The sequence below is a fragment of the Helicobacter pylori genome, assembly GCF_001653455.1.
GTDB lineage: Bacteria > Campylobacterota > Campylobacteria > Campylobacterales > Helicobacteraceae > Helicobacter > Helicobacter pylori_A.
Genome location: NZ_CP011486.1, coordinates 1,306,586 through 1,329,497 on the forward strand (window position 1 = coordinate 1,306,586; position 22,912 = coordinate 1,329,497).

The window sequence follows — 22,912 nt, forward strand, 5'->3', positions numbered from 1 at the left end:
TACAAAAAACCATGCTGCAATTTTTCAAAAAGGGGTAAAATAGGCTAGTTTAAAATATATACACACTATCAACTACTTTTGAGTAAAAATGTTAAAAAAGACAATAAGGAGACCGCATGTTAAAACTCGCTAGTAAAACGATTTGTTTATCCCTAATCAGCTCATTCACCGCTTTAGAAGCCTACCCAAAACACCAAAAAGACGGCTTTTTTATAGAAGCTGGGTTTGAAACCGGGCTGTTGCAAGGCACACAAACGCAAGAACAAACCATAGCCCAAACCCCAAATAAAGAACAGCCTAAACCCAGACCAAAACCAAAACCCATTACCCCACAAAGCACTTATGGGAAATACTACATCTCCCAAAGCACCATTTTAAAAAATGCGACCGAGTTATTTGCAGAGGATAATATCACCAACTTAACCTTTTATTCTTTAACCCCTGTGTATGTAACCGCCTATAATCAAGAAAGCGCTGAAGAAGCAGGCTATGGGGATAGCAGTTTGATTATGATACAAAACTTCCTGCCTTATAATTTAAACAACATTGAGCTTAGCTATACGGACGATCAAGGCAATGTAGTCAGTTTGGGCGTGATAGAGACGATCCCTAAACAATCTCAAATCGTTCTGCCGGCAAGCTTGTTTAACGACCCGCAACTTAACGCTGATGGATTCCAACAACTCCAAACCACCACTACGCAATTTTCTGATGCCAGCACGCAGAATTTGTTTGATAAGCTCAGTAAGGTTACAACCAATCTTCAAATGACTTATATCAATTACAACCAATTTTCTAGCGGTAACGGCACTGGTTCTAAACCTCCATGCCCTGCATACGAAAACCAAGCAAATTGTGTGGCTAAAGTGCCGCCTTTCACCTCTCAAGACGCTAAAAATTTGACGAATTTAATGCTCAATATGATGGCGGTGTTTGATTCTAAATCGTGGGAAGATGCCGTTAAAAACGCCCCTTTCCAGTTTAGCGACAACAACTTATCAGCGCCATGTTTTTCTGATTACGCTAAATGCGTGAATCCTTACAACGATGGGCTTGTTGATCCTAAATTGATCGCTAAATACGCTCAAGGTGAATACAATATAGAAAACGGGCAAGTAGGCTCAGTGATATTAACGCCACAAGATGTTATCTATAGTTATAGAGTTACGAATAATATTTATGTGAATCTCTTGCCGCCAAGAGGAGGGGATTTGGGGCTAGGATCTGAATATGGTGGTCCCAATGGCCCGGGCGATGATGGCACCAATTATGGCGCTTTAGGGATTTTGTCTCCTTTCTTAGACCCTGAAATATTGTTTGGTAAAGAATTGAATAAAGTCGCCATCATGCAATTAAGAGACATTATCCATGAATACGGCCACACTTTAGGCTATACGCATAACGGGAACATGACCTATCAAAGGGTGCGCATGTGCCAAGAGGGGAGCGGGCCAGAGGAGCGGTGTGAAGGCGGGAAGATAGAGCAAGTGAACGGGCAAGAAGTGCAAGTGTTTGACAATGGGAAAGAAGTGCGAGACACCGATGGCTCTACTTATGATGTGTGCTCTCGTTTTGGCGGTCAAGGCCAGCCCGCTTTCCCTAGCAGCTATCCTAACTCCATTTATACTGATTGCTCTCAAGTCCCCGCTGGACTTATAGGCGTTACCAGCGCTGTTTGGCAGCAGCTCATCGATCAAAACGCCCTACCGGTGGATTTTACGAATTTGAGCAGTCAACCCAACTATTTAAACGCTAGTTTGAACACGCAAGATTTCGCTACCACTATGCTTAGCGCGATCAGTCAAAGCCTTTCATCTTCTAGATCTAGCACCACTACTTACCGCACTTCAAAAACCTCACGACCCTTTGGAGCCCCCCTATTAGGCGTTAATCTTAAAATGGGCTATCAAAAGTATTTTAATGACTATATAGGGTTATCTTCTTATGGCATCATCAAATACAACTACGCTCAAGCCAATAACGAAAAAATCCAGCAATTAAGCTATGGGGTGGGAATGGATGTATTGTTTGATTTCATCACCAATTACACTAACGAAAAGAACCCTAAAAACAACCTCACTAAAAAAGTTTTCACTTCATCTCTTGGGGTGTTTGGGGGGTTAAGGGGCTTATACAATAGCTATTATTTGTTGAACCAATACAAAGGGAGCGGTAATTTAAATGTGACCGGCGGGTTGAATTACCGCTACAAGCATTCTAAATATTCTGTAGGCATTAGCGTTCCTTTGGTCCAGTTAAAATCCAGAGTCGTTTCTAGCGATGGCACTTATACCAATTCTATCACCCTTAATGAAGGGGGCAGTCATTTTAAAGTGTTTTTCAATTACGGGTGGATCTTTTAAACTTTAAAGATCCGCTTCTACCCACGCTTTTAGAAGTTATTGCATGAATTAGTGCAAACTCTTTTTGTCTTATTTTAGCGTTAATGTATTTTAGCGTCAATGGTGGTTTAAAATCCCTTTCTTAACGCTACTTTTAAGGCTTTTATCTGCGAGCGTTTTAATAGTGCTTGAATAAAATGACAAGTTTAGATATTTATCCCAAATAGTATTTAAATATTTTAAAAAAGATAGTATAATGAAAAATATCAGTCTGCATAAGTTATCATCTTATTTTATGACAAAATACTAAAAATAATCAAGGAAAATCATGCTAAAACTCGTTAGCAAAACGATTTGTTTGTCTTTAATTGGCCTGTTCAATCCTTTAGAAGCCTTTCAAAAAAACCAAAAAGACGGCTTTTTTATAGAAGCCGGGTTTGAAACCGGGCTATTAGAAGGCACACAAACCAAAGAACAAACAATAACCCAAAACACCCAAAATCCCTATGAAAACCCCCTAACCCACCCACAAACTAAAGAGCAAGACAAAGGCGATACAGCCACCCCACAAAGCGTCTATGGGAGGTATTACATACTCCAAAGCACCATTTTAGAAAAAGCGACCGAACTATTCACCACGGCTAATATTGATGGCAACGGCTTAACCTTTTATTCTCAAAACCCTGTGTATGTGATGGCATACAACAAAGACAATGCCGAGTTTGAAGGTTATGGCAATGATAGCGTGGTTGTGATACAAAACTTTCTCCCCTATAATTTAAACAATATTGAACTCAGTTATACTTTAATGGGGGGGTTGGCAAGAAAAATAAAGGCTTTGTTTAGGAACTAACAAAAGAGCTTGCATCAAGCGCACCAAAAACAACAATGCTAACCATTAAAGAGCGATTTAATGCGTCTATCTTTATATTATTTCATTCTAATGCAGGGACTTTTTCCAAATCTTGTTTGAAAGCTTCTAGCGACTTTCTCTTGGATCGTTGTTTAGCGCGGTGTCTTTGGGGTATTCTTCAATGGGTTTTTCATTTAATTCGCCTTATGTCTATACTTTTTAAATTCAGTAGGGTTTTTAGGCAAGGCTTAGATTTGAAAGCTTTGCGTTTCAAGCTTTCCAATGGTCATTGAGTTGCAACAACTCTGCGCTGTTTTCTACTTTTTTGATAAAATCATTGATAGCATAACAACATATATTAATATTGTCTTTGAATTGGGCGAATTTTGCATATTCTTTGGCATCATCATGGGTATTTGGAGCTACAAAAACACTGAATTTCTCCCTAATATCGGTGCTATTTTTAATCAATTCTTTTAAATGTTTGGGTATCATTTTGCTTTGACTTCTGTCTCTGATCAAGCTCACTTCTATATAACTTTGGGCTGTCTATAGCTACAAGGTTTATTACCGCTTGCTGTGTATACGGGCAAGCCTTCGCTTTTATAATGGGGTATCACGCTTAAACATTTAAAAGGTTTTAGTTTGTTTAGTCTATTTGGTAGGAAACAAGAGCCAAAAATCTTTAGAGAATTATTTTAAAAATGCCACATCCAACAAAACACGCTATAAAAACAAGGCACAAAGCGGGATTAAATCCTACTTATAGCCCTGTATTGCCTTGCCCTTCCTTGTTAGCGTAATTTTTCAATTCTTTATAAAGCAAAGATTGCAAGCGCGTAATAGCAAAATTCTTATTTTTTTCATCCACTTCAAGGCTTCTATTCAATACAGGCGTGCCTTGACAATCGCTTGCACTAACAACCACTCTAATGCGTGTGGTGCCATTGTTGTTTTCTGTGAAAACTTCATTTTTGATTTGATAGAGTTTTTCTTCATCGCTAGGGGTCAATACTCTAGCGTAAGCGCCTAAGAGAGCGTCTTTAATTTCTGTATCGCTATTGTCATTAAAAACAATTTGCACTTTAGGTTTGAAAGCGTTTTGGTAATATATTTTTTCATAAGATTCTAGCGATCTCACAGGAATAGAATACGCTTTTAAAATCCTTTCCATAGGCATCGCTTTGGCTAGTAAATCCCCCATGCTCTTGGATTGTTGTAAAAAAACCCCTTTGCAAGTTTTAGGCATCAAGGTGGCGAATTGCCCATAAAGAGCGTTATATTTATCGCTCAAGCCTTGCAAAAACAAGTTTTGATTAATCCTTACTCTAGTGTAGTAGATCCCTTTTTGCGCTTCTTGATTGACAATTTCTACATTATCCAATTCCAAGTCATCGGTTTTTAAGTTAATCGTTTGTGAATCGCTGGATTTTAACTTGTTATCCACACGACTTTTTTGAATATGGATTTGTGAATTGACCACCACGCTAATAGACGCCACCAAATCCGCCAACGCTTTTTGCTTAGAAGCTTCTTTAGAGGTGGCTGAACCACTCCCATAAAGATAGCCTTTTTGAGTATTTGTTTTGTTATAAGCCTTGCTATACCACTTAGGCTCTGCACTTAAATTTGCGCTTAAAAAAGTCACTAGGCATGCAAGAATAATCTTTTTCATCATTAATCCTTACTCATTCATTAAAGCGATGTGCTTCTTAGTGATTCTTAGAAGCACATAAACTTTATCCGTATCAATGAAAGTGGCTTTTAGCTCACTAGCCTTAATCTCTATCTTATCCCCCTTGAAAGCTTCCATCACTTTCTCTAAGGCATTTTGTCTAGCTGAGGACAAGCTATAATCCATGTCTGAAAGCAATATATCGCTCATCCCACACACCAAAATTTTTTCATCTTTGGTTTGGGTCTTTTCAATCTGCACCTCTTTTGAGCAATCTTTTGCCCATTTAGGCAAGGATTTCCCCCACATAACCCCCAACACCAAAATAAGCACGATAGCAAGGCGTTTCATTAAAGCCCTACTTTTTAACCATGCCTAGTTCTTCGCGTACCTTATCCACAATTTGCTTATCCAAACCGACTAAAACAAAAACCCTGTCTTTACCGACATAACGGGCAAGCATTTTAGAAGCGATCAACTCTTTATCCACTAATTGAGAAATTTTTTCCGTGTCAGTGCCGGTTATGGACCTTTTACCAGAAGCGTCTACAGTCCTAGTTTTTTCATTTTCCAAATCTTTTTGTAAAGTGGATTTTAAATTCGCCGCTAAATTAGCCCTAGCTTTCGCTGTAGCTTGGTTAGTGGAATAATCCACATCATTATTAGTGATCAAATCTTCAGCCCTTCCTAAAAACACGCCTGAATATTTTTCATACTTCGCCACTTTTTCTAAATCCCCTACAACCCAATCAGGAGCGCCTTTAGTCGCTTCTTTGTAAGCCTTATTGCTTTTACTGATTCCTGATTTTGGGGCATGGCTACAACCTACGATCACCATCGTTGCTATCACGCTCATTCCTAAAATTTTTTTAACTTGACTTTTCATCGCTCATCCTTTCAAAAATATAAATTCAAAACATACGCTTATTGCTAGCATTTTTCACAATAGGCTTAACATCGCTCCATACCTCTTCACCCGTTTTCCTGTTGGTAAGGCTTAGGGTGAAGTCATAGTCTAAGCGTTGCCTAGAACTACTAATAGAGGCTGCGATACTGGATACTTTACCACTTAAAGATAAATCAGCGGCTTTTAAAGTGCCTTTTTCTACAGTGGTATCTTGATTATACTCTTCGCTTTCTCTTTCTTTTTCGCGCTGTTTCACCATTCGGCTATCCGCTGCAATGCCACTGCCTCCACTCGCCCTTGTGATATTGAACCTCCCATTAGATCGCAACCGCAATTGCCGTGCGATTTCAGTCGTGAGAAGATTCATGTCCAAATTGGGTTGAGTGGTGTCGTTAATCACATCTGAAACTTCAATCAAATGCTTGCCCTTGAGTTGCTCAAAATTAGGGTCGCTAAACATGGAATCTAGCATCGCATTAGCGGTTAGCAATAAATCCGTGCTATTAATGCTTGCAGTTGTATTTTTAGTGGCATCATTCACATTTTGATAAGTTGCCATTTCGCTCGAGCAACCCACCCACAATAAAGCACTCAAAATCACCGAGCTTATAATTTTTAATTTTGTTTTCAATACCATAATGATAGAAACTCCCTATTCAAAATTTAAAACAGATACATCTGTTTCTAATTTTAAACTTCTAATCTAAACACACAGTGTTTTTGCGGATTTTAGCATTTTATGTGTCTTTTTTTTCACATTTTACAAGTTTTAGCCCTACAAATTTCACAATGTAAGCATTAATACCACACATTCGCTCATTTTTAGCTTAATTAGAGGAACTTTTTTAGCAAACATGTTTATTAAAAACGATAAAAACGATTTTTTAAGATAAAGAAATCATATAAAAGTTCTTTGAAGTTAGCCCCCCAAAAAGGGATTATAGAAAAGAGACTAAAAAGGGGGTTAAAAAAGATTTTTAAGCCCTTATTTTTACAATAAGGATCTTTAATAATACCCCTTATAATACCCCTTACAATAACGCTTTTATAGCGTCTTCAATCGGTTTTTGAGAGCCGGGCTCTACAAGCCTTTCACCCACTTCTTTGGCGTTTTTGTAAAAAATCAAAGTGGGGATTCTGCGGATGCCTAAACTTTCTTTTAAATCCTGGCTCTCATCAAAAGAAACCTTAAAAAAATGCACCTTGCCTTTGTAAGTTTTGGCTAAATTGTCCATAATCGGCTCAATTTTTCTGCAATCCGGACACCAACTCGCCCCAATATTCACCACCACCGCTTGGTGAGCGATTTTTTCTGCATAATTTTTTCCGTTAATCACTTCTAACATGATAATCCTTAATTTTTATATTTCCCCCAACCCTTAAAGTATAGCATAACTCACAAGCTAATCCCCTTTAACATTGGCCATAAACGCATGCAACTCGTTGTATTCTTGGCGGTTTAAAAAACGCATTTTCCCTACCGGCAAAGCGTTCAAATTCACAAAACCATAACGAACGCGCCTTAAATCCAACACTCCAGCGTTAAAAAACGCAAAAAAACGCCTCAACTCTCTGTTTTTCCCCTCATTGATAATGACTCTCAGTTTAGAGTATTTGGCATGGTTTTTGATGATTTCATAACCAATAAAGGGGGCAAATTCCATGCTTTTAATTGGGGTTTTTTGGTGCGCTCCTTTAGTGGCGTTTTCTAATTTCAAGCCCTCTTGCATAGCGTTTTCCATCTCTCTTGTTACAAAACCTTGAATTTTAATCAGATACTCTCTTTCCAAATTCGCATGCATCAAAGCGCTCACCACCGCCTTACTATCGCTTAATAATAACACCCCTTCACTCGCAAAATCCAAACGGCCCACCGGTGCAAAATGCGCATATTTTTTTTCCAAGCTTTCATAAATCACGCGCCGCTTTAAAGGATCGTTTTTGCTCACCAACTCGCCCTTTGGCTTGTGATAGACCAGCACGCTGAATTTTTTATTCTTTAAGGGCTTAATGAGCCGTTTATCCAAAAACACCTTGTCGTTTTCTTTAACCACGCTAGCGAGTTTGGCATGCTCATGGTTGATTTTCACGCGCCCCTCTAAAACCAATTTTTCAGCCTCTCTTCTTGAGTGTTTGGTGTAATGGGCTAAAAACTGGTTGATCCTCAAGCTAAATCCCTCCACTCCAACTCTTTAAAATCGTCCTTAATCTTTTCATTGACCAATAGAGCGCTTTGGATTTTGCATTGCTTGCCCTTATCTTTGATGATCAAATACAAGGGGCGTTTGCCCTGGTGTTTTAAAGCGCTCTCTTTGATTTGTCTTAAAAACTCTTTTTTCACGTCGTTTTCTAACACGATCGCCAAAGAGCAAGAACTAGAAGCGAGCATTTCCATGGGGGGGATTTCGCGCACATCTTCTTTTTGCTTGTTAGGGTCTTTATAGCGGGCTTTAGGGATTTTAACCTCTCTAGCGCTTTCTAGATCCAAGATTTCAAAAAGCCTTAATCGCGCCACCTCTTCTTGCTCTTCAATCTTGCATTTAAACACTAAAGGCTTGTTAATATCCAACTCTTCTAAAGCGTTTAATTGCTTTTCAAAGAGCATGAGTTCAAACTTGCCGTATCTGTCCAAAATGTCCGCTGTGCCATAAGGCTTACCGCTTCGTTTGCCAATTTTCTTTTTAACTTCCATGATTTTACCCAGCAAGTAAGCTTGCGAGCCGATTTCCAACTCTTCAATGTCAATGCTTTTGACTAAATTTTTAAAGCCCTTAACCTCTTCTTTAAACTCATCTAAAGGGTTGCCTGAAACATGGATACCTAGAGTTTCATACTCGTATTCTAAAAGCACCTTAGCGTCATGTTCGCCCAAATCAACCATATCCAAAACGACCTGCTCTCTTGTTTCGCTTTCCATGGCCCCAAAAAGAGAATTGCCCCCTTGCATCATTTCATTAGCCTTGTCTTTAGTGCGCCCTGCATCACAAATCAAATCCAAGTTAGCGAGCATGGTTTTTCGGGTGTAGCCCAGATTGTCCAAACTCCCAGATTTCACTAATGGCTCTAAAGATTTTTTAGTGAGTTTGGAAAAATCCACTCGTGAAATAAAATCTTCTAAATTCTTATAATCCCCTCTAGTCCTTTCTTCAATGATGTTTTTAATCGGCTCGCTCCCCACCCCTTTAATCGCGCCCAAACCGAACACGATTTTCTTTTCTAGTTCGCCCTTTTGATTTTTAAACTCCGCCACGCTGAAATCTTGCATAGAAGAATTAATGTGCGGAGGCATCACTTCAATTTCTAAAGCCCTAACCTCATCAATATAGCGCGCCACGGATTCAATTTTATTGGATTCGCTAGTGAGCATCGCTGCCATGAACTCATGCTTGTAGTAAGTTTTTAAATACGCTGTTTGGAAAGTGATCATCGCATAGGCGGCGGAATGGGATTTGTTGAAACCATAGCCGGCAAATTTAACGATCAAATCCCACAAATTAGCCGCTTTTTGACCATCATGCCCTAAATTTTTAGCCCCTTCTACGAATTTAGCCTTATTGTCCGCCATGATTTGAGCGTCTTTTTTCCCCATCGCGCGGCGGATCAAATCCGCTTCGCCCAAACTAAACCCGCCGATAGTTTGCACGATTTGCATCACTTGCTCTTGATAGACGATCGTGCCGTAAGTGGGCTTTAAAATCGGCTCTAATTCTTTAAACGCATAAGTGATAGGCTCAATGCCATGCTTTCTGTTGACAAAATCATCTACCATGCCTGATTCCATGGGCCCTGGCCTCCCTAGTGCAATGATAGCGATAATGTCTTCAAAGCTTGAAGGCCTTAAGCGCTTGTTAAGCCCTTGAAACATCCCGGATTCAATCTGGAATATCCCCACCGTATCGCCGCTTTGGATCGTTTTATACACTTTCGGATCGTCCATATCTAACGATAAAAAATCCACGCTAATTTGGTGTTGGGTTTTAATGATTTTGAGTGCATCATCAATCACGGTCAAGGTTTTAAGCCCCAAAAAGTCAAACTTGATCAAATCCACCGGCTCTAAATATTTCATGGAATATTGCGTAACGATACCGCCGGTTTTTTCAGAGGCAAATAAAGGAGTTTTGTGCCACAATTCTTTTTGGCTATCCACCACTAACGCTGCGGCATGCACGCCTGCGTTGCGATTCAAATTCTCTAAATTGAGCGAATACTCCCACACCTGTCTGGCTATGTCATTGCTTTCCACTAATTCCTTGATTTTAGGCTCTAATTCCCACGCCCCCTCTATGAACTCGCCATTTTTTTCATAGCCTTTAAGCGTGATGCCCAAGCGGTTAGGAATGAGTTTGGCAAAATCGTCAGCCTCTTTATAAGGCATGTCCAAAACCCTTGCAACATCTCTGATCACGCCTTTAGCCAACATTTTATTAAAAGTGATGACTTGAGCCACATTGTATTTGCCGTATTTTTCAATCATGTATTCTATGATTTCTTTGCGCCGGCGCTGACAAAAATCCGTATCAATATCAGGCATGCTGATTCTTTCAGGGTTTAAAAACCTTTCAAAAAGCAAATCGTATTTCAAGGGGTCAATATCCGTGATCTTTAGCGCAAAAGCCACCAAGCTCCCGGCCGCGCTCCCCCTACCAGGCCCTACAGGAATGCCCATTTCTTTAGCGTAACGGATAAAATCCCACACAATTAGCATGTAACCTGGGAATTTCATGTTCGTAATGACTCCAATTTCTTTTTCTAAGCGCTCTTTGTATTGATCATGCTTTTCTTTTGGCACTAAAATCAAGCGTTCTTTCAGACCCTCTCTAGCCTTATGGGCAAAATAAGAAGCGTCATCTTCAAAATCTAGCCCCTCGTTTTGAGCGTAAGCTTTGGTGAATTTAAAGCTTGGGGGGGTTGGGGGGTTCTTTTTATCGTCTTTTAAATCAATCTCTAAAACGCATTTATCCGCAATTTCTTGGGTGTTTTCTAACGCTTCTGGAATGTCTGCAAACAACTTCGCCATTTCTTCAGGGGATTTGATGTAAAACTCATGCACGGAGTGTTTCAAGCGCCCCTTATCGTTTAGGGTTTTACCCATCGCTACGCACATCGCCACTTCTTGGGCTTTAGCGTCATTAGGCATGGTGTAGTGGGTGTCGTTTGTGGCAATGATTTTTAACCCCGTTTCTAAAGACATTTTAATGACTTGCTCATCAATGAAGCGCTGATCTAAAATGCCATGGCGCATGATTTCTAAATAAAAATCGTCTTCAAAAATCTCTTGGTATTCGCAAGCGACTCTTTTGGCTTCATCATAGCCCTTAGCCCCATACCTGCGATTTCTCTCATTATTGGTATTCAAATGGTAATTGACTTCCCCTTGCAAGCATGCGCTAGAGGCGATAATCCCTTTAGAATGCTCCCTTAAAAGTTTTTTATTGATGCGCGGGAAATAATAAAACCCCTCTAAATACGCCATAGAGCTTAAATACATCAAATTTTCATAGCCCTCTTGGTTTTTAGCGAACAAACACAAATGGAAGCGTTGTTTGGTTTCTTTACTAGCGAGATTGTCGTCATTATGGATATACGCTTCCATGCCGATGATAGGCTTGATGCCTTCTTTTTTCATGCTCGTGTAAAAATCAATCGCCCCAAACATGTTCCCATGGTCGGTTACGCTCACGCTTTTCATGCCCAATTCTTTAATGCGTTTGGCTAAAATCTTAATCTTATTGGCCCCATCTAAAAGCGAATATTCTGTGTGCAAGTGCAAATGCGTAAAAGCTTTAGTTTCTTTCATTGTCTAACCCCTATTTGGATTTAATGCCATTATACTAATAGCTCTTTAAAAAACTCTTTATTGGATTGTTTAGTGGTAAATTATTTTAAAATGGTGGTTATAATAAGAAAGTTTTTCTTATTATAATGCTATTTTAGGAGTTTATCATGAAAAAATCCATTTTATTAGGTGCTTGCCTGGCTTTTTCTTGCGCTCATGCCTTGAACGATTTAGAATTGATCAAAAAAGCCAGAGAAAGCCAATTAGAACCCATGCCTACAGGCAAAGCGCTCAAAGAATACCAGATTAAAAAAACCAGAGATGTGGGTATTGGCACTAAAAACAGCGAGATCATGACCCCAGCTCAAGTGGAATTAGGCAAAATGCTCTATTTTGATCCTAGGATTTCCACTTCCTATCTTGTGTCTTGCAACACATGCCATAATCTAGGCTTAGGCGGGGTGGATTTAGTCCCAAGTGCAGTAGGCTCTCAATGGAAGAAAAACCCCCACCTTTTAAGCTCCCCAACGGTGTATAACTCCGTCTTTAACGATGTGCAGTTTTGGGATGGTAGGGTTACGCATTTAAACGAGCAGGCGCAAGGGCCAATCCAGTCTTCTTTTGAAATGGGGGCTGACCCAAAAGTCGTGGTAGAAAAAATCAATTCCATGCCAGGCTATGTCAAACTCTTCAGAAAGGCTTATGGCTCTAAAGTTAAAATTGATTTTAAATTGATCGCTGATAGTATCGCTATGTTTGAAGCCACGCTCATTACTCCAAGCCGCTATGATGATTTTTTAAGAGGCAATCCTAAAGCGCTCAGCAAAGCCGAAAAAGAAGGGCTGGATTTGTTCATTTCTAAGGGCTGTGTGGCTTGCCATAATGGGATCAATCTTGGTGGAACAATGCAGCCTTTTGGGGTAGTCAAACCTTATAAATTCGCTAATGTGGGCGATTTCAAGGGCGATAAAAACGGGCTTGTGAAAGTGCCTACTTTAAGGAATATCACCGAAACGATGCCTTATTTCCATAACGGGCAATTTTGGGATGTCAAAGATGCGATCAAAGAAATGGGATCTATCCAGTTAGGTATTGAAATCAGCGATGAGGAAGCGAAAAAGATTGAAACTTTCTTTGAAGCCTTAAAAGGTAAAAAACCTAAAATCATTTATCCAGAACTCCCTATAATGACAGACAAAACCCCTAAACCCTCTTTTTAACTTTAAAGTCCCTTTTAAGGGGGATTGGTGTTTTTTGATCTATTATTGATAAAAGTGCTAATAATAAAAGCTAAAAGGATTTAAAAACTTTTTGGCTCTGTTTGCATCAAATACCAATAAGCCTTATTGAACTTAATATTCTTTAATTTTGACAAACTCTTTTATTGTTGATGATAAAAAACATTCAAAACATTCTTTAAGTTAGTTTATAAAAGAGCTTGCAAAAAGCCAAGCGGTAATCTCTTAAAAAGCACTTAAAAATTTCTTTTTAATCCCTAATTTAGTGATTTTAGACTGTTTTGAAATCAACAACCCACTCAAGGCGTTTTCAAATAGATTTTCATTTTTTGGTTGTCTAAAATAAGCGTGTCCTTACCTTTAGTTACCATAAAATTACCCTTAAAATTCTCCATGAACGCCAATTCAAACGCCATCAAATGCTCATCTCTACACACTTTCCTTGAAATCCCGCTGTCTTCAATTTCAATGTGCCTATCACCCTGCCATGCATAGCTGGCAAAATACCGGTTGCAATAGCCTTTCCCATAAATACGATTTTCTTTTTGGTCAAACACAAACTCCCCCATAGAGCTTTTAGGCTTGGGTTTCTTTTTAAAAAGCTCATACCAGTGTTTTCTTTTTTCTTTCCGCTCTTGCTCTTTGGCTTCAATCGCTGCTTTATCTTCAGGTAGAGCGGTATTTAAAGAAGCGTCTTGCTCTTCTTCATGCTCTCTAAAAGCGCTATCGGCCAACATGGTTTCAATGTCATAGACTTGATGGTTTATCTCTACTTTTTGGATATGCCAATCGTTGCTAGAAAGTTTTTTATCAAACATTTTTAAGAAAAAACACCCCGAAAAGACGCAAGCCGTTAAAACGCTTGCTCCAGCCAATCGTAAATTCAAATAGTTCCTCCTTATTTTAATTTTTTAACGGGCTTACGCTTTGCGCTTCAATGGCTTTCTTAATCAAAGAAATCGCTTCTTGCATCGCTTGTGTGCTGACATGTTGGAGGGATTGTATCGCGCTTTCTTGAAAATCTTGATTGTCATTTTTGCTCGTTTTAGTCGTTTTATTTTCTAAGCTAGAAATGTTTTCATGCTTAATGATCACTCCAGAATGCGAAGCGCCTTTCACGCTAATGTCATACCCGAGTGCAAATTCTGCCCTATAAGTAGAATTTTCTTTTTCTAAAAGAGAAAACGATAAAATCGTAAAACGAACCGCATAAGTGGGTGCGCCTGCGCCATAAGGGGGCAAGGCCACGCCCAAGCACGCTTTTTGCGCTTCTTGCATGAACATCGTTTTGAGCATGTTGCGAGGCAAGTCTATCCATTTTTGGTGTTTCCCATGCGTGATCTGCCCGTCTTTGGCTTTAAACACGATTTCTTTAGTGTTGAATAAATCCGCGCTCAAAATGCTAATGAGCCTTACTTCAGTCAAAGGTTTGGCGCATTGCGTGATTTCAAAAGAGCTTGCGTTCAAATCATAAGTTCTAATTTCTGGGAGCATTTGTTTTAAATTAATACTCAAGCAACCCTGAAGCAATAGGGCTAACGCTGATGAGAGTGAAAAGATTTTTATGGCTGTAGCCCTCATGATTATTTCCTTTCTCCAAAAATCGTTTTATAAGGGTTGGCGTCAAATTTGTCTATCAAAGCAGAGCCTTTTTCCACAAAATTATCAATGTTTGTTAAGCTCAATTGCGCTTGCATGATTAGTGGGGTGAACATCGCCTTAAAGTCGTATTGCCCTTGTTTTAGGCGCTTATCCACATCTAAAGCCACGTTATTGACATTAGAAACGAGATGGTTAGCGTTGCTGATCAGTGAATCAAATTGAGTCTTTCTTGAATCCAAATTAGCGATGAGATCATCCACTGAAGCGAGAATGTGCTTGAATTTTTCTACATTTTGATCGTCTAAAATCCTGTTCACGTTTTTAATCGCTTTCATCACTTCTTGCATCACTTGGTTAGCGTCTCCGCTCAAGCGATCCATAAGCCCTTCTTTAAAAATTAAAACCCGCTCCCCTTTATCGCTACTGCCATAAAATTCTTCATTGTGGCTTTGCTCTAAGGCTAAAAATTTTAACCCCATAAACCCTCTAGAAGAAACCGCCACTTTAGAATCTTTACGGATCTTAACGCTGGATTTAATCATCAAATCCAAACGGACCACCCCCACTTTATCCTTTGCAAAGCCCACCTTGATGACATTGCCCACTTGAATCCCTTTGTAATTAACGGGCGAGTTGGTTGCAATGCCTCCCAAGTCTTTGTCCGTATAGACCACATATTCATAATACTTCCCATCATCTAAACCCAAATGGCCTAGCCATAAAATGAAACCTACCATGCAAACTAAGCATAAAAAGAAGAGCCCGCCGATTAAAGTGTAATTCACATGCCTTTCCAAAATTTCTCTCCTCGTGTTGAATTGAATAAATTGCCTTCATCTAGCCCTTGAGTTTGGGCTTTTTTAATAAAATCTTTTAAATCCCCGTTAAAATCTAATAACCCGTCTTTGAGCATGATAAACCGATCCACGCAATCATGCACAGAATCCAAATCATGCGTAATCATCACCACCGTAAGCTGCAAGCTCTCTTTGAGCGTCATAATCAATTCATCAAATTTACCTGCACTATAAGGATCTAGCCCGCTTGTTGGCTCATCTAAAAACAAAATCTCCGGATTAGTCGCCATAGCCCTTGCGATACCCACGCGCTTTTTCATCCCCCCACTCAATTCATAGGGGTAAAGGTGATAAGCCCTAGGAGGCAAACCCACTTTTTCAATCCACATTTTAGAAATTTCTTCAACAATTTTTTTGGAATAAGCGCCGTATTGCTCTAGCATGATGCCCACATTTTCTAAAACCGTTAAAGAGCTATAGAGCGCACCAAACTGGAAACAAATGCCGCAGCGGTTAAAAATCTTTTGCTGTTCTTCTTCTTTGAGTTTCCATATATTTTCCCCAAAAAGCAACACTTCCCCCTTTGTGGGGCGATTGAGTAAAATCATGCACCTTAAAAGCGTGCTTTTACCGCTCCCTGACCCCCCTAAAATCGCCATCACTTCGCCCTTATGCACGCTAAAACTCACGCCCCTGTGGATAATGGTGCTTCCAAAAGCGCTATGGAGATCTTTCACTTCAATTAAGACTTGGTTGTTGGTAGCGTTCATCATATATTCAACTTAGAAAAGACGATAGAAAAAATAGCGTCTAAGAAAATGATCCAAAACAAAGCGTTCACCACGCTAATGGTGGTCAAGCGCCCAATGCTCTCGGTATCCCCCTTGACTTCAAATCCGCGCATGCACCCCACCATTGCAATCGCAAACCCCCAAAAAGGGGCTTTGACAATCCCTACTAAAAAATGGTTCCAACCCACTGTGTCATGCAATCTGTCTATATAGCTTGGAAAGCCCAAATCCAATTGGTATTTAATCGCAAACATGCCCCCAAGAATAGCGAACGCATCGGCAATAAACACCAACAAAGGCAACACAATCACTAAGGCTAACACCCTGGGTAACACTAAAAATTCAAAAGGGTTAAAGCCCATGGTTTTCATCGCATCTAATTCTTCAGTGATTTTCATCACCCCAATTTGCGCGGTAAAACTGCTCGCGCTCCTCCCGGCCACCACAAGAGTCAAAATAAAAGGGCCAATCTCTCTCAAAGCGAGTTTGGCCGTCATTTCAACCGACATTAAAGGCGCACCCATTTCTTGCAACTGCAAAGCCCCTTGCAAAGCAACGGCAAACCCCACGATAAACACCGTTAAAATACTCACCGGCAAAACTTTAAAACCGGATTCATTGATATGATAGAGCAAGGGGGTGATGCAAAAGCGTTTGGGGTTAAAAACGCTCTTAATAAAATAAAACAAAATCATGCCGCAAAAATTGAACGCGTTTAAAAAGGTGTTGTAAGTTTCTACGATACTCTTGCCTAATTTAGTGATCAGAAGTTCGTATTTTTTGTGCGCTTTTTTAGACTCTAAATCTTCTTCTTTTTCAAGCCAGTCTTTAACCACTTTCAAAGCGCATGCGTTATTCTCGCTCACATTGCACAATTCGATGTTTAAAGAACGCCCCTTAACTAAATCAAATAAAAACATGCCAAAAACAAAATCCACTTTTTGGCATCCTGAAAAATCCATTTTTAAAGACCCTTGATGATCTAATAAGATTTTTTTCAACTCATCTAAACGAAACACGCTCGTTTTAAAATCCCAATCCCCTCTTAAAATCAGCACAGAGTCCGATCCATCTTTACGCATCTCTAAAAATTTTTGTTTCTCTGTCTTCATTAGAATATATTCTCTCTTAGATTAGATAAAATCTATTAACAAAATTTTGTTTTTTAAAGCGACTATTTTAACACAATGATAAGCGAAAAAATTAAACAGCATTCTATTGAATAAAGGATTAACTATTTTTAAAATGTTTAAAAAAATCATGTTTTTTTGTGTTTTCTTGATAGGGGGGGTTGCTGTTTCACCCCTTGATGCGATGCCTATTTTGCACGATAAAACCCCTAAAAAAAATTACCAAGAAGCCCATGAAAAGCTCTATAGAAGCATCATTAACCGCCAAAAACTCACACGCCACAAAAGCGGGTGGTATTTTTTAGGGGGGTTTGGCGCTGTAGAGGCCACTAAAGACTATCAAGGCAAGGAAATGAAAGATTGGATCGCCACGCTTGATTTAAAAACCGGCGTGCAAAGTTTTTTTAAAAAATACATTGGGATTAGAGGGGTTTTTGCTTGGGATCTTGGATCAGGAAAAGTGAATTACCAAAGCCATAAAGATCCTACCAATTCTTTTTTTACCATGCTTGCGGTGGGTTTGGATGTGATCATGGAATTTCCTTTAGGGAGTTATAAGCATTATTTAGGGGCGTTTGGAGGGGCTAGGGGGGCTTTAGTCGTTTATACAGACAAGCAAAATTTCAAGTTTTTTAAAAAATCTGTGGTTTCAGGGGGCTTAGCGATCAATGGAGGGGTTATGCTCACGCTTTTTTTAAGACACCGCATTGAATTGGGGTTTAAAATCTTACCCACTGCAAGATTGCTTTCTAGCTCCAAACGCTTTGAGACTTCGCCCTTATTTTATGCGGCATACAGCTATAAATTCTAATATTTAAAAGAGCTAAAAAGTTTCAAAAAGCCCTAAAAAAACCTTTTTGATTAATTTTAATCAACTTCAAAAATCCAATCTTTGGGGGCTTTTTGTTCGCCTTGCTGGATGGATAAAAGCAAATCATAGAGTTGTTTAGTAACATGGCCTGGCGTTTCAAAAAAATAAGATTTGTTATTATGCATGATTTCTTTAATGGGCGTGATGATTGCGGCTGTCCCGCACGCTCCAGCTTCTTTAAATGCACCCAACTCATCTACTGAGATTTCCTTCTCTTCCACTTTCAAACCCAAATACTCTTCAGCCAAAAACATCAGGCTTTTTCTGGTAATGCTTGGCAGAATGCTTGGCGAATGCGGGGTGATAAAAGCATTCTCATGCGTGATACCAAAAAAATTCGCTGCCCCCACTTCTTCAATTTTAGTGTGCGTGGTAGGATCTAAATAAATGCAATCATCATAGCCTTGCTCTGTGGCCATTTTGTGGGCTAACAGGCTTGCAGCATAATTCCCCCCCACTTTCACCCCACCGGTGCCTTTAGGCGCGGCTCTATCAAACGCTGTGGTGATAAACCTAGCCCCCCCTTTTTCTATACCCCCCTTAAAATACGCCCCCACCGGCGCGCAAAACACGATAAAAAGGTATTCACTGGCCGGCTTTACCCCCAAATTATCCCCTACGCCTATGACAAAAGGGCGCAAATACAAACTCGCCCCGCTTTTGTAAGGAGCGAGCCATTTTTGATTCGCTTTGACTACTTCAGCGCATGCCCTTAAAAACAGCTCTTCGCTCACTTTGGGCATGAGCAGTCTTTCGCATGAAGTTTGCAAGCGTTTGGCGTTTTCTAAAGGGCGGAAGAGTAAAGCCTTCCCCTTTTGAGAGCGGTAAGCCTTCAAGCCTTCAAAACAAGCCTGCCCATAATGCAAGACCGGTGAGCCTTCGCTGAGTTGCAACACATTTTCGCTAACCAATCCGCCTTGCGACCAAGAGCCGTTTTGATAAGTAGCGATGAAGCGAAAATCCGTTTTAATGTAGCTAAAGCCTAGATTTTTCCAGTCTAAATTTTCTAAATTTGCCATTTTGCACCTTTTAAATTAGTAGTTTAGATGCGATTGTATCTAAAAGGGGCTAAAAATCCCTCAAAGATTAACGCTCAAAGACTTCATTGAATTAAAAATGGGGTTTTAGTCGCCTCATTTTAAATCCATTCGCTTAAAAGAATAGGGGGCATTGTGAAATATCCCTCTCTCAACCTCTAAAACCCCCTAAAGCTTTTCTAAAAATTACCGCTCGCTTTAGGTGAGCTTTTTGTGATGAGATTGTCAAAAACGCTAAAAAGCATTTTTACAATCAACATTCCATGCAAATAAAGCCCCTTAAAAATCCCTTAAATAGCTGATTTGGAATGCATACACCCGGCGAATATTAGCTTGCAAGGTGTCTCCCTTTTCATTGGTAAGAGAAAAAAGCTGGTGCGTGATCGTAGGCACTTTAATCCCTAACTCTAAGCTATTGTGTTTAGCGATATGGGTGCGGACCCCAAACTTCCATAAAAACTGGAAATTAGCCGGGCTATAGCTGGAATTGCTATGGTGTTTTGCATAACTAGCGATTTCTTTACTGATGCTCGTGGCCCAACTATCCCCCGCTAATTGGATCCCCACCACAAAACCAAAAACCATGTTTTCTTTATTCACAAAATTCCACAGCGTATCCAACGCTACGCCATAAGTGAATAAATTGATATAGTATTGCCCTTGATAAGACTCCCTTTCGGTTAAAGTATTCCCCCCAAAACTAAAACTATTGTAAATAAACCCGCTATCGCCCACCGGAATACCCTTTTTCATCACGCCAAAGCGGTTGTGCGCGTAGTCAAAAAACCCATAATAACGCATGCCAAACCATTTTTTCTTACCCAAAAATTGTTTGTAACCCACTTCAACGCCCGCTCCTGCATAAGGCGGGAACTTTATCAAAGGCTTTTGAAGGCCATTTTCATTCACCATTTTCGTTTGGTTTTGTATCATGCTCACCTGGTAATTGACTCCCACAAAAGTAGCGCTCTCTTCAGCATTTGCTACAACGCCCAAAGCCCCTAATAATATCATTCTTTTCAACATTCAGTCTTTTCCCTTTATTCTTTTATAATCGCTTGACATTAATATTAGCTTAACATGGTTAAGTATTACTTATAAAGAAATAATAATATATTTTTTCTTAAACTCAATTAAAAACTAACCTTTTAATTCATTCCAACGCTTTGCAATAAACGCGCTCGTTTCTAGCGGCACTCTTAAAGCATAAACCTCATGATTGAGAATGCCCTGGATTTCTTGTTGCAACTTTAGGGCGTTTTTTTCTTCAATTTCAAAAATCAATTCGTCATGCACTTGCAAAAGCAACCTCACTGAAGAATCATTTTTAAAGCGCTCGCTCACTTTGAGCATGCCTAATTTCAATAAATCGCTTGCACTCCCTTGAAAAATCGCATTCACGCCCTCTCGCAAATAATTGCCCTTGACATAATCATTAACGCCGTTAAAGTCAAACACCCGATAACGCCCAAGCAAAGTGAAAGCTTTAGAAGTCTTTAAAATCTCTTCTTGCATGCGGTTTAAATAATCTTTGATGCTAGGGAATCGTTTGAAATACGCTTCTATATAGCTTTTAGCCTCACTTAAAGGGATGTTTAAAGTTTCGCTCAATTTCTTACTCCCCATGCCATACACCAGCCCAAAATTAATGCTTTTAGCGATCGATCGTTTTTCTTTGGCTAAATCTTCGCCAAACAACGCCCTAGAAGTTTCTAAATGGATGTCTCGCCCCTTTAAAAACGCTTCCATCAAATCCTTATCCTGGCTAAAATGAGCCAACAAGCGCAATTCAATCTGCGAATAATCCACCCCCAACAAACAATATTCTTTGGAGCTAGAAATAAAGCCCTTACGAATGAGTAAGCCTTTAGGCGATCGCACCGGGATATTTTGCAAATTAGGCGAATGCGAGCTTAAACGCCCGGTAGCTGTGCCGGTTTGAATGAAAGTGGTATGGATTTTATCGTCTTTGTCTTTTAGGCGCAACAAGGGGGTGGTGTAAGTGTTAAAAAGCTTATTCAATTCCCTGTATTCCAAAATCAAAGGGATGCTTGGGTGCTTGTCTAGGATTTTTAACAAGTTTTTTTCATCGGTAGAATGGCTTTTATTTTTAGGAAGCCCTAATTTTTCATACAAGACTTCGCTAAGTTGCTTGGGCGAATTGAGGTTAAAATCCATGCCGATTAGATCCAAGATTTGGCGCTCTAAAACTTTCAATTCATCTTTAAATTCCTGTTCTAAACGCTTGAAATAAGGCGCATCAATTTTAAAGCCTTGAAATTCCATATTGATTAAAACTTTCATGAACGGCATTTCAATTCCTCTAGCCAAAGCAAGCAAATTTTCTTCTAGCCCCCCTTTTTCAAAATACTCGTGCAAACGCTTTAAAGCGTTTAATTCCAAATTTAAACGCTCTAATTTTTCCGCCTTGTTTTTTGTTTTAAAATCTTTGATTTTTTCATGCGAAATTAAATCTTCTTGTAAATATTCCTTTAAAACCTCATCAAACCCCACTTTTTCCGGATTTTTTAAAAACGCTAAAATTTGAGTGTCTTGGATGCGAATGTTTTCTAAAGAAACCTGATATTTGGCTTTTAAAAAGCTTAACAAGGGTTTTAAATCATGCCCAATGATGCGTGCATGCTGTAACATTTGAGAAAAAGCGTTTTGTAAAAACTCCAAAGAAAAGGGCGAAAATAACGCCTCTTCTAAAGGTAAAAAATAGCCTTGATCTTGCAATAAAAACGCTAGGGCTAGAATTTCTTTTTCTTTATTGAACACCAAACGCACAAAAACCCTTGCATTAGGATTTTCTAATTTTTCTAAAAACATGCTCAATGATGCAGTATTTTCTAAAACAATCATGCTTGATTTTGTATGGGCGTTGTCTGATGCGGAGGCGTTGTCTAATATGGGCGTGCTGTCTAATATTGGGGCGTTTTCTAAAATCAAAGTCGTAGGGGCGTTTTCTAAATCCCTTAAAGTGGAAATGAAACCATATTCTTTCAATTCATCTTTGATTTTCAATAAAGGGTTTTCGCTAGGAAAAGCGCAACTTAAAAAATCAAATTCTTTAATGCATTCCCTCTCTAAAGTGGCTAATTCTTTGCTTAAAAACGCGCTCTCTTTATCGTGTATCAGAGCTTGATACATTTTAGGGCTGAGTAAATTTTTCGCCAACTCTAAATGATTATAGATTTTTTCCAAACTCCCTAATTGTTGCAACAATTCTTTAGCGTTCTTGCTCCCAATACCCTTAATCCCCTTATAATTATCGCTGCTATCCCCTACAATGCCTTGATAATCCGTGAATTGACTCGGCAAAATCCCGTATTTTTCCACGCAATCCTTCGCTAAAAACTCCGTTTTGCCATCAAAAAGCGCGATTTTATCGCTCAAAAGCTGGTTAAAATCCTTGTCTTTAGAATAAATGTGCGTTTTGTAAGGGCTTAGCGTGGCCAGGCTTGCAATCACATCATCGGCTTCAAACCCGCTCACTCCCACGCAAACAAAACCCATTTTTTGCAACCATTCTAAGGCGATAGGGATTTGCAAAAGCATTTCTTCAGGGGCGTCTTTACGATTTTGTTTGTATTCGCCTAGTTTTTCAGCTCTTTTGGTTTTAGTCTGGCTTTCTAGGGCAAACACGATAAAAGGCATGTTTTTTTTATCTTTATAAAATTTTTTAACCATGCCCACAAGCCCCGTTAAAAGCCCTGTAGGAAAGCCCTTATCGTTGGTTAAAGGCTTATTTTTAGCGCTCATGTAATAGCTTCTAAACAAATACGCAAAAGTGTCAATTAAAGCTAAAGTCCCTTCTTTAGTGATTGGCTGTTCCATTTAACCCCTTCTTCAATCAAGCAAATTTTAAACCCAATTGTAACACAAGC

General features: G+C 39.4%; 19 protein-coding genes and 1 pseudogene. 4 read left to right on the forward strand and 16 right to left on the reverse strand.

Annotated features, from left to right (window positions below):
- Window positions 1-116: 116 nt before the first annotated feature.
- Both AA977_RS06305 and AA977_RS06310 read left to right on the forward strand, forming a co-directional pair.
- Window positions 117-2,363 carry an outer membrane beta-barrel protein gene (locus AA977_RS06305; protein ID WP_064434982.1) on the forward strand — a complete coding sequence of 749 codons (2,247 nt, stop codon included), beginning with the start codon at window positions 117-119 and terminating at the stop codon, window positions 2,361-2,363.
- 307 nt (window positions 2,364-2,670) lie between these two features.
- Window positions 2,671-3,195: a hypothetical protein gene (locus AA977_RS06310; protein WP_064434983.1), complete on the forward strand. Its 525-nt coding sequence runs from the start codon at window positions 2,671-2,673 to the stop codon at window positions 3,193-3,195.
- 270 nt (window positions 3,196-3,465) lie between these two features.
- On the opposite strand, the pseudogene AA977_RS06315 reads toward AA977_RS06310, so the two are convergent.
- The 8 genes and pseudogenes from AA977_RS06315 to dnaE all read right to left on the reverse strand — a co-directional run.
- Window positions 3,466-3,830: pseudogene (locus AA977_RS06315) on the reverse strand (AlwI family type II restriction endonuclease); the annotation flags it as partial.
- Window positions 3,831-3,958: 128 nt separating this feature from the next.
- The gene (locus AA977_RS06320; RefSeq protein ID WP_064434985.1) at window positions 3,959-4,870 is read right to left on the reverse strand and encodes an LPP20 family lipoprotein; all 912 of its coding nucleotides are present in this window, start codon (window positions 4,868-4,870) and stop codon (window positions 3,959-3,961) included.
- Window positions 4,871-4,879: 9 nt separating this feature from the next.
- Complete coding sequence (locus tag AA977_RS06325) at window positions 4,880-5,221, reverse strand: hypothetical protein (RefSeq protein ID WP_064434986.1); 342 nt, start codon at window positions 5,219-5,221, stop codon at window positions 4,880-4,882.
- A gap of 7 nt (window positions 5,222-5,228) precedes the next feature.
- Entirely contained in the window at window positions 5,229-5,756 is a 528-nt protein-coding gene (locus AA977_RS06330; RefSeq protein ID WP_064434987.1) for an LPP20 family lipoprotein, read from the reverse strand.
- Between the two features lie 25 nt (window positions 5,757-5,781).
- A complete protein-coding gene (lpoB, locus tag AA977_RS06335; RefSeq protein ID WP_000243392.1) occupies window positions 5,782-6,414 on the reverse strand; it encodes a penicillin-binding protein activator LpoB in 633 nt (210 codons plus the stop codon).
- A 394-nt stretch (window positions 6,415-6,808) separates the two neighbouring features.
- Window positions 6,809-7,123, reverse strand: coding sequence for a thioredoxin family protein (locus AA977_RS06340; protein ID WP_064434988.1), 315 nt, complete (start codon window positions 7,121-7,123; stop codon window positions 6,809-6,811).
- A gap of 57 nt (window positions 7,124-7,180) precedes the next feature.
- A complete protein-coding gene (locus AA977_RS06345; RefSeq protein WP_154811950.1) occupies window positions 7,181-7,960 on the reverse strand; it encodes a pseudouridine synthase in 780 nt (259 codons plus the stop codon).
- A complete protein-coding gene (dnaE, locus tag AA977_RS06350; protein WP_064434989.1) occupies window positions 7,942-11,577 on the reverse strand; it encodes a DNA polymerase III subunit alpha in 3,636 nt (1,211 codons plus the stop codon). Before dnaE ends, AA977_RS06345 begins: the two co-directional genes overlap by 19 nt.
- A gap of 146 nt (window positions 11,578-11,723) precedes the next feature.
- Here dnaE and AA977_RS06355 point away from each other — a divergent pair, with 146 nt between their 5' ends.
- Window positions 11,724-12,776: a cytochrome-c peroxidase gene (locus AA977_RS06355; protein WP_064434990.1), complete on the forward strand. Its 1,053-nt coding sequence runs from the start codon at window positions 11,724-11,726 to the stop codon at window positions 12,774-12,776.
- Window positions 12,777-13,093: 317 nt separating this feature from the next.
- Here AA977_RS06355 and AA977_RS06360 read toward each other — a convergent pair whose 3' ends face one another.
- The 5 genes from AA977_RS06360 to AA977_RS06380 are packed head-to-tail and all read right to left on the reverse strand — an operon-like array spanning window position 13,094 to window position 17,096.
- Window positions 13,094-13,681 carry an META domain-containing protein gene (locus AA977_RS06360; RefSeq protein WP_064434991.1) on the reverse strand — a complete coding sequence of 196 codons (588 nt, stop codon included), beginning with the start codon at window positions 13,679-13,681 and terminating at the stop codon, window positions 13,094-13,096.
- 16 nt (window positions 13,682-13,697) lie between these two features.
- Entirely contained in the window at window positions 13,698-14,375 is a 678-nt protein-coding gene (locus tag AA977_RS06365; RefSeq protein ID WP_064434992.1) for a hypothetical protein, read from the reverse strand.
- A 2-nt stretch (window positions 14,376-14,377) separates the two neighbouring features.
- A complete protein-coding gene (locus AA977_RS06370) occupies window positions 14,378-15,193 on the reverse strand; it encodes an MlaD family protein (RefSeq protein WP_064434993.1) in 816 nt (271 codons plus the stop codon).
- On the reverse strand, window positions 15,178-15,963 hold the full coding sequence (locus AA977_RS06375) for an ABC transporter ATP-binding protein (protein ID WP_064435218.1): 786 nt from the start codon (window positions 15,961-15,963) through the stop codon (window positions 15,178-15,180). Before AA977_RS06375 ends, AA977_RS06370 begins: the two co-directional genes overlap by 16 nt.
- Complete coding sequence (locus tag AA977_RS06380; protein ID WP_064434994.1) at window positions 15,963-17,096, reverse strand: ABC transporter permease; 1,134 nt, start codon at window positions 17,094-17,096, stop codon at window positions 15,963-15,965. Before AA977_RS06380 ends, AA977_RS06375 begins: the two co-directional genes overlap by 1 nt.
- A gap of 133 nt (window positions 17,097-17,229) precedes the next feature.
- On the opposite strand from AA977_RS06380, the gene AA977_RS06385 reads away from it, so the two are divergent.
- Window positions 17,230-17,925 carry an outer membrane protein gene (locus tag AA977_RS06385; RefSeq protein WP_064434995.1) on the forward strand — a complete coding sequence of 232 codons (696 nt, stop codon included), beginning with the start codon at window positions 17,230-17,232 and terminating at the stop codon, window positions 17,923-17,925.
- A gap of 56 nt (window positions 17,926-17,981) precedes the next feature.
- On the opposite strand, the gene ilvE is transcribed toward AA977_RS06385, so the two are convergent.
- The 3 genes from ilvE to polA all read right to left on the reverse strand — a co-directional run bounded on the left by ilvE (window position 17,982) and on the right by polA (window position 22,862).
- Window positions 17,982-19,004 carry a branched-chain-amino-acid transaminase gene (gene ilvE, locus AA977_RS06390; protein ID WP_064434996.1) on the reverse strand — a complete coding sequence of 341 codons (1,023 nt, stop codon included), beginning with the start codon at window positions 19,002-19,004 and terminating at the stop codon, window positions 17,982-17,984.
- 297 nt (window positions 19,005-19,301) lie between these two features.
- Entirely contained in the window at window positions 19,302-20,048 is a 747-nt protein-coding gene (locus AA977_RS06395; RefSeq protein ID WP_064434997.1) for an outer membrane protein, read from the reverse strand.
- A 114-nt stretch (window positions 20,049-20,162) separates the two neighbouring features.
- Complete coding sequence (polA, locus tag AA977_RS06400; RefSeq protein ID WP_064434998.1) at window positions 20,163-22,862, reverse strand: DNA polymerase I; 2,700 nt, start codon at window positions 22,860-22,862, stop codon at window positions 20,163-20,165.
- Window positions 22,863-22,912: the final 50 nt, after the last annotated feature.